This is a genomic window from Geobacillus sp. LEMMY01, assembly GCF_002042905.1.
GTDB lineage: Bacteria > Bacillota > Bacilli > Bacillales > Anoxybacillaceae > Geobacillus > Geobacillus proteiniphilus.
Genome location: NZ_MVKA01000064.1, coordinates 1 through 6,152, shown reverse-complemented (window position 1 = coordinate 6,152; position 6,152 = coordinate 1). Strand labels below are relative to the sequence as shown.

Here is a 6,152-nt window from a genome sequence, read left to right as displayed (position 1 = left end):
GTCCCAAGGGTTGGTCTTTTCGCCCCTTCAAGCTTTACGCGAGCTGGGTTCAGMACGTCKTGAGACAGTTCGGTCCCTATCCGTCGCGGGCGCAGGAAATTTGAGAGGAGCTGTCMTTAGTACGAGAGGACCGGGATGGACGCACCGCTGGTGTACCAGTTGTCCCGCCAGGGGCACCGCTGGGTAGCTATGTGCGGACGGGATAAGCGCTGAAAGCATCTAAGCGTGAAGCCCCCCTCAAGATGAGATTTCCCACCGCGTGAAGCGGGTAAGATCCCTCGAAGATGACGAGGTCGATAGGTCCGAGGTGGAAGCGTGGCGACACGTGGAGCTGACGGATACTAATCGATCGAGGGCTTAACCTAGTGAGAAAAGTGGAGGCCGCCCGCTTATCGGCGAGGCGCGCTGGAGGGCCTGCGAGGAGGCTCGAACCAAGCAAAGCTTGGTTCTGCGTGGGTGGTATCACAGGAGCGTAAGCAATGTGTCGCCGCCGCAGCAGGACCGAAGCGTCGCGAGCCGATGGCGGCCGGAACTAGACAGCGAAAAGCGCCGCGGCTTCTTCCGACGGTTATCTAGTTTTGAGGGAATGAAAAAACTCTTGACAGCTCAGCGCGAATCATTATAATAGTAAATGTCTAAAGAGATGTCATTCCGCAGTAGCTCAGTGACGAGCATTTGCATCATCGGATGAACTGCGAGTTGCCTCGACGCATCCAGCTTCTTTGAATCGGCTGGCAGAGGAAGAGGCAGGGCATCTTGATGGGAGAATTGACCATCGTTATGATTCCGCAGTAGCTCAGTGGTAGAGCAATCGGCTGTTAACCGATTGGTCGCAGGTTCGAATCCTGCCTGCGGAGCCATCATGGAGAGCTGTCCGAGTGGTCGAAGGAGCACGATTGGAAATCGTGTAGGCGTGAATAGCGCCTCAAGGGTTCGAATCCCTTGCTCTCCGCCATGATCCATCAGCATGGCCCGTTGGTCAAGTGGTTAAGACACCGCCCTTTCACGGCGGTAACACGGGTTCGAATCCCGTACGGGTCACTTCTTTGTGGAGGATTAGCTCAGCTGGGAGAGCACTTGCCTTACAAGCAAGGGGTCGGCGGTTCGATCCCGTCATCCTCCACCATCTTAATATAAAAGCTGACTTACTTTCTCATCATCGCGGGGTGGAGCAACGAGCCTTCGCTTCGTCGAATCCGCTTCGAGTTGCCTCGACGCATTCGATATCTTTGAGTTCGCTGGCAGAGGAAGAGGCAGTCTTAAAGAAACACTTAGAGCGTTATCAAATGAGATGAGTTTCTTACCGTCGCGGGGTGGAGCAGTCCGGTAGCTCGTCGGGCTCATAACCCGAAGGTCGCAGGTTCAAATCCTGCCCCCGCAACCAAAATTGGTCCCGTAGTGTAGTGGTTAACATGCCTGCCTGTCACGCAGGAGATCGCGGGTTCGAGTCCCGTCGGGACCGCCATTCTTTCAAAATTGTGAAAGATGAAAAAATATGGCTCGGTAGCTCAGTCGGTAGAGCAAAGGACTGAAAATCCTTGTGTCGGCGGTTCGATTCCGTCCCGAGCCACCATATAATAAGATATACATGCTGACTTAGCTCAATTGGTAGAGACGAGCATTTGCTTCGTCGAATCTGCTTCGAGTTGTCCCGACGCATCCTGCTTCATCGAATCAGCTAGAAGAGGAAGGGACACAACAGAGTTCAACGAGTCACGGTCTATTCATATCACGCCGACTTAGCTCAATTGGTAGAGCAACTGAATCGTAATCAGTAGGTTGCGGGTTCAAGTCCTGCAGTCGGCACCATTCCTTGGAGGGGTAGCGAAGTGGCTAAACGCGGCGGACTGTAAATCCGCTCCCTTTGGGTTCGGCGGTTCGAATCCGTCCCCCTCCACCATTTTAACAAAGGGGCATAGTTTAATGGTAGAACAGAGGTCTCCAAAACCTCCGGTGTGGGTTCGATTCCTACTGCCCCTGCCATTTTTATGATCATGATGGCGACTATGGCGAAGTGGTTAACGCACCAGATTGTGGCTCTGGCATGCGTGGGTTCGATTCCCACTAGTCGCCCTTGTTCTTTGGCGTTGGGGTATAGCCAAGCGGTAAGGCAACGGACTTTGACTCCGTGATGCGTTGGTTCGAATCCAGCTACCCCAGCCACGGATGCGGAAGTAGTTCAGCGGTAGAACACCACCTTGCCAAGGTGGGGGTCGCGGGTTCGAGTCCCGTCTTCCGCTCTCGATCAAGGCGGCATAGCCAAGTGGTAAGGCAGAGGTCTGCAAAACCTTTACCCCCGGTTCGAATCCGGGTGCCGCCTCCATCTAATGAATAAAAAAGTATTGACAGATGAAAGATGATTTGGTAAAATGTTGATTGTCGCGCCGATGTGGCGGAATTGGCAGACGCGCACGACTCAAAATCGTGTGGGGTAGCCCCCCGTGTGGGTTCGACTCCCACCATCGGCATCCTGGGAATCCGATACCTCACGATGAACAATCGTGAAACCCTTGAAACGACCGCATTTGCGGTCGTTTTTCATTTTTTGGGAATCCCGAAAAAAACGATAGAATCCGAAAAAATTTTGCACGAATTTTGCACGGCTATCTTGCATGATATAAATCATCCATGATTTGATCCAGGAGCATATTTTCTGCTTGTTCCAGCTCGTCCAAAATGTGCGAGTAGGTCTGCAATGTGATCCCTATATCCTTATGACCAAGACGCTTTGAAATATATTTGATGTTCGCTTTCCGGTATAAAAGCATCGAAGCGTGCGTATGCCTCAAGGAATGCATCGTCACCTCTTTTAAACCAAGTTTCCTGCACAACGTTTTTAGCGTTTTGTTAACAGCATTATTAGACACTAATAATGAGGTGAAACGAATGGAAAGGCTTGATGTGATCTATAAAACCGGCGCGGCTGCGGTTGGGGCTGTTGTCGGTTATTTGTTTGGTGGATGGTCAGAACTGCTCGGCATCTTGCTGGCATTTGTCGTCATGGATTATGTCACGGGCGTATTGGCAGCATCAAAAGAAGGTTCGCTTCGTAGTGCCGTCGGGTTCAAACGGATACCAAAAAAAGTGATGATTTTCGCGCTAGTTGCTGTCGGTCACCTCATTGATCGTGCGGTCGGAACGAACGGACTATTCCGAGACGCGACGATCTTTTTTTATTTAGCGAATGAGCTACTTTCGATCATTGAAAATGCCGGACGAATTGGGCTTCCTGTGCCAGAACAAATCAAGCAGGCGGTAGAGGTGCTGAAAGGGAGAAGCGAGAAAGGAGAAGGGAAAAATGTCTAAAATCTACTGGGATAAAGGGCATGGCGGCGATGATCCTGGCGCGGTGGCAAATGGATTACAGGAGAAAAACTTGACTCATAAAATCGTAGAATATGCCATGGTTTATCTCGAAGCTAACTACACAGGCTTTGAACAACGTGTCACTCGTACAGGAGACCAAACACTGACGTTGTCCCAACGCGCCGACATGGCAAACGCATGGGGCGCGGACGTATTTGTCAGCGTGCATATCAACGCCGGGAAAGGAAATGGATTCGAAAGCTACGTTTACAACGGTGGCGTTTCCTCGCAAACTATCGCGTTGCAAAATGTCCTGCATGGTGAAATTTTAGCGACGATGAAGACTTTTGGCTCCATTACAGACAGGGGGAAGAAAAGGGCAAATTATGCAGTACTTCGAGAAACAAAAATGCCTGCTGTTCTTACCGAGAATCTGTTCATTGATTCAAGCGACGCCAAGTTGCTAAAAAATGAAGAGTTTCTCAAAGATGTAGGCGAGGCGCACGCGCGAGGAATCGCAAAATTCCTGGGATTGCCGCAAAAAGCAAAAACAGCACCATCGCAGCCACAACAAAAATCGTCTGACGGAAAACTATACCGTGTGCAAGTAGGGGCGTTCAGCGATCGGAAGAATGCGGAGCAGCTGGTTGAAGAGTTGAAGCAAAATGGGTATCCAGCTACTATTGTTTAACCCCTGCCGTTTGGCGGGGGATTTTTTCGCTATTTTTACAATTTTTTTATTTTATCTATTTACAATTGTAAATACATTTGGTATAATAAAATCAGAAAGGAGGTGAACAAAGGGAGATGATGAAAATCCTCGATATCGTCGAGAAAATCATGAGCATAGCGGCGGCAACGCTAGCATTCAAGATTTACCTCGACGATAGAAAGAAAAATAAAAAGCGACGCTCCAAAAAGAAACGTCGCAAATAAACCCAAGCGGAAGCCCTACCTTCGGGAAGGGCTTCTGTATAAAAAATAGTATCATCTCCCCAAACAAATGTCAAAAGTCATTCTTAATGCTTTAATTGCGATTATCGCCATTACGTTTCTAGTTACAACTGACTTTCATCATCTAGGCGTTCTGGATATCGCATTATTAGTGGCACTGTTACTTTGGGCATGGACGCTTATCGATCGTTTAATTGATCGTATCCGTAAGTGATTAGGAGGTGAAAAGGTGCAATACCATCTTAATTCACGCCAGGAGATAGAGGACTTCATTCGAAATGAAGTCCTCACGACTTCTGAAGTAGTTGAAATTCTTGGTGTCACACGTCAAAGAGTGAGTCAGATGATTGCGGGCGGCAAGTTAAATCCGATCAAAAAGCTACGCGGCGACAGTTTGTTTTTAAGAAGCGACATCGAGGAAAAGAAAAAAGAATTGGAGGCGTTGCGCAAGAAATACCGGCCGTATGATATGGAATGATGATTACGAATCTCCACCTTTAGAGTGGGGATTTTTTTATTTTAATACAAAATTCGACAATCTTTTTGATCAAAATTGATTACTATTGAAATTAATGGATAAAGCTTTGAAATGGGGGGCTCAATGATGTACGTTGTAGATGGGACTAGCAGAATCATCTATTATCCATCAAATTATACAAATTATCTATGGAGTGGGCAAACGCTGAAAAGAGGTGATCGAAATGATTATGTGAAGACATTGCAATCTTGGCTTTATAAAGCCGGATTTAATCCTGGGGGAATTGATGGAGTTTACGGAGCAAATACAGAGAAGGCTGTGAAGGAATTTCAGAAGAAGGTTGGAATCACGGCCGATGGAATTGCGGGGAAACAAACGTACCAGGCTCTACAAGAGTATGTGAGAACACAAACAACAGTGTCCCGATCAAACTCATCAGGTAGCGATGATCATTGGACAGGTCAGACGCTTAGAGAAGGAAGCAAAGGAGAGGCTGTAAAGGAATTACAAAGAATGTTAAATTCGGCAGGATATAATGTTAAAGTGGATGGTGTATATGGTTCCGAGACAGAGGGAGCTGTAAGAAGTTTTCAAAAATCAGTTGGTATATCTGTTGATGGTGTAGCCGGGGCGCAAACTTATAGAAGTCTAAAGTCTTATATCTCATCAAAAGCTAATAAGGGCGTAACAGTTGATATATCTAAAGAAGCACAAAGACTTCAAAAAGAGGCAGAGGAAAAGAAGAAACAGGAATTAGCTAAGTCACTAATGGATGTGGTCACCGATTTTGTTCCTGTTGTTGGTCAATTTAAAGACGCATATAATCTTGTCAATACTTTATTTAATCCTAATGCTACTGCTAAAGAAGTTGGATTAGCATTATTTGCATTCATACCTGTTATTGGAGACTTAAAAGACTTAAAAAATATTGGGAAAGCAGTCGATGTAATCAAATCGACGGTAAAAAAAGGAACAGATAAAATTGATGATGCTGCAGTCAAATTCATTTCAGATAAAATAAACAATATTGACGCAGGAACATTATTAAATTATTCTGAAGATAAAGGTCATACAATTCTAAAAGTATCTATTCAGCCCAGTACTAGCGAGATTTTCAGAATCCAGCACCAATAGGGCATTCCCAGTATCGAAAATGCCCTAGGAGGAATGGAGAATCGTTTGAAGAGGCTCTCCGCTTAGAAGTCTTTGCAACGATTCCCACACCGGCTTTCCGTGTTTTTGCAGGGTGGAAACGACGCTGCGGATGACACAGAAAGCCTCGGCATCGTCTTCCTGACGAAACGTTCCAGAGATTTTTTGTTTGACTTTCACCATCCGTAAATCGCGTTCGGCTTGGTTATTGTCAAACGGAACTTCTTGCTTTCGACGGAAGAGAAGCGCTTCTTGCGTGCGC

5 protein-coding genes, 15 tRNA genes, 1 rRNA gene and 1 pseudogene are annotated in these 6,152 nt (G+C 46.9%); 20 read left to right on the top strand and 2 right to left on the bottom strand.

The features are described 5' to 3' along the window. The 16 genes from B1A75_RS18940 to B1A75_RS18865 form a co-directional block, all read left to right on the top strand. Positions 1-365 (top strand): 23S ribosomal RNA (locus B1A75_RS18940); the annotation flags it as partial. Positions 366-785: 420 nt separating this feature from the next. Further along, positions 786-860 (top strand) — tRNA-Asn (locus B1A75_RS18935). 4 nt (positions 861-864) lie between these two features. Continuing rightward, positions 865-955: transfer RNA gene (locus B1A75_RS18930), tRNA-Ser, on the top strand. 14 nt (positions 956-969) lie between these two features. Next, a tRNA-Glu gene (locus B1A75_RS18925) sits at positions 970-1,041 on the top strand. Between the two features lie 9 nt (positions 1,042-1,050). Continuing rightward, positions 1,051-1,126: transfer RNA gene (locus B1A75_RS18920), tRNA-Val, on the top strand. A gap of 181 nt (positions 1,127-1,307) precedes the next feature. Beyond that, a tRNA-Met gene (locus B1A75_RS18915) sits at positions 1,308-1,384 on the top strand. Between the two features lie 5 nt (positions 1,385-1,389). Then, positions 1,390-1,465, top strand: a tRNA-Asp gene (locus B1A75_RS18910). A gap of 32 nt (positions 1,466-1,497) precedes the next feature. Further along, positions 1,498-1,573: transfer RNA gene (locus B1A75_RS18905), tRNA-Phe, on the top strand. Positions 1,574-1,733: 160 nt separating this feature from the next. Next, positions 1,734-1,809, top strand: a tRNA-Thr gene (locus B1A75_RS18900). 6 nt (positions 1,810-1,815) lie between these two features. Continuing rightward, a tRNA-Tyr gene (locus B1A75_RS18895) sits at positions 1,816-1,900 on the top strand. A 9-nt stretch (positions 1,901-1,909) separates the two neighbouring features. Then, positions 1,910-1,983: transfer RNA gene (locus tag B1A75_RS18890), tRNA-Trp, on the top strand. A 17-nt stretch (positions 1,984-2,000) separates the two neighbouring features. Continuing rightward, positions 2,001-2,073: transfer RNA gene (locus tag B1A75_RS18885), tRNA-His, on the top strand. Positions 2,074-2,088: 15 nt separating this feature from the next. Then, a tRNA-Gln gene (locus B1A75_RS18880) sits at positions 2,089-2,163 on the top strand. Between the two features lie 5 nt (positions 2,164-2,168). Beyond that, a tRNA-Gly gene (locus B1A75_RS18875) sits at positions 2,169-2,240 on the top strand. A gap of 9 nt (positions 2,241-2,249) precedes the next feature. Further along, positions 2,250-2,323: transfer RNA gene (locus B1A75_RS18870), tRNA-Cys, on the top strand. Positions 2,324-2,383: 60 nt separating this feature from the next. After that, positions 2,384-2,468, top strand: a tRNA-Leu gene (locus tag B1A75_RS18865). A 135-nt stretch (positions 2,469-2,603) separates the two neighbouring features. On the opposite strand, the pseudogene B1A75_RS18860 reads toward B1A75_RS18865, so the two are convergent. Then, positions 2,604-2,870, bottom strand: a pseudogene (locus tag B1A75_RS18860) (tyrosine-type recombinase/integrase); the annotation flags it as partial. 16 nt (positions 2,871-2,886) lie between these two features. Here B1A75_RS18860 and B1A75_RS18855 point away from each other — a divergent pair. The 4 genes from B1A75_RS18855 (at position 2,887) to B1A75_RS20590 (ending at position 5,872) form a co-directional block, all read left to right on the top strand. Then, positions 2,887-3,306 (top strand): phage holin family protein, encoded by a 420-nt coding sequence (locus tag B1A75_RS18855; RefSeq protein WP_074044548.1) that lies wholly within the window; start codon positions 2,887-2,889, stop codon positions 3,304-3,306. Further along, complete coding sequence (locus B1A75_RS18850) at positions 3,299-3,997, top strand: N-acetylmuramoyl-L-alanine amidase (protein WP_074044549.1); 699 nt, start codon at positions 3,299-3,301, stop codon at positions 3,995-3,997. The genes B1A75_RS18855 and B1A75_RS18850 overlap by 8 nt, the downstream gene beginning before the upstream one ends. Positions 3,998-4,489: 492 nt before the next feature. Beyond that, positions 4,490-4,738 carry a helix-turn-helix domain-containing protein gene (locus tag B1A75_RS18845; protein WP_074044550.1) on the top strand — a complete coding sequence of 83 codons (249 nt, stop codon included), beginning with the start codon at positions 4,490-4,492 and terminating at the stop codon, positions 4,736-4,738. A 126-nt stretch (positions 4,739-4,864) separates the two neighbouring features. Next, the gene (locus B1A75_RS20590; RefSeq protein WP_139761775.1) at positions 4,865-5,872 is read left to right on the top strand and encodes a peptidoglycan-binding protein; all 1,008 of its coding nucleotides are present in this window, start codon (positions 4,865-4,867) and stop codon (positions 5,870-5,872) included. Between the two features lie 24 nt (positions 5,873-5,896). On the opposite strand, the gene B1A75_RS18835 is transcribed toward B1A75_RS20590, so the two are convergent. Beyond that, the coding region (locus tag B1A75_RS18835) for an IS66 family transposase (protein WP_139761774.1) at positions 5,897-6,152 on the bottom strand (256 nt) is incomplete at its 5' end.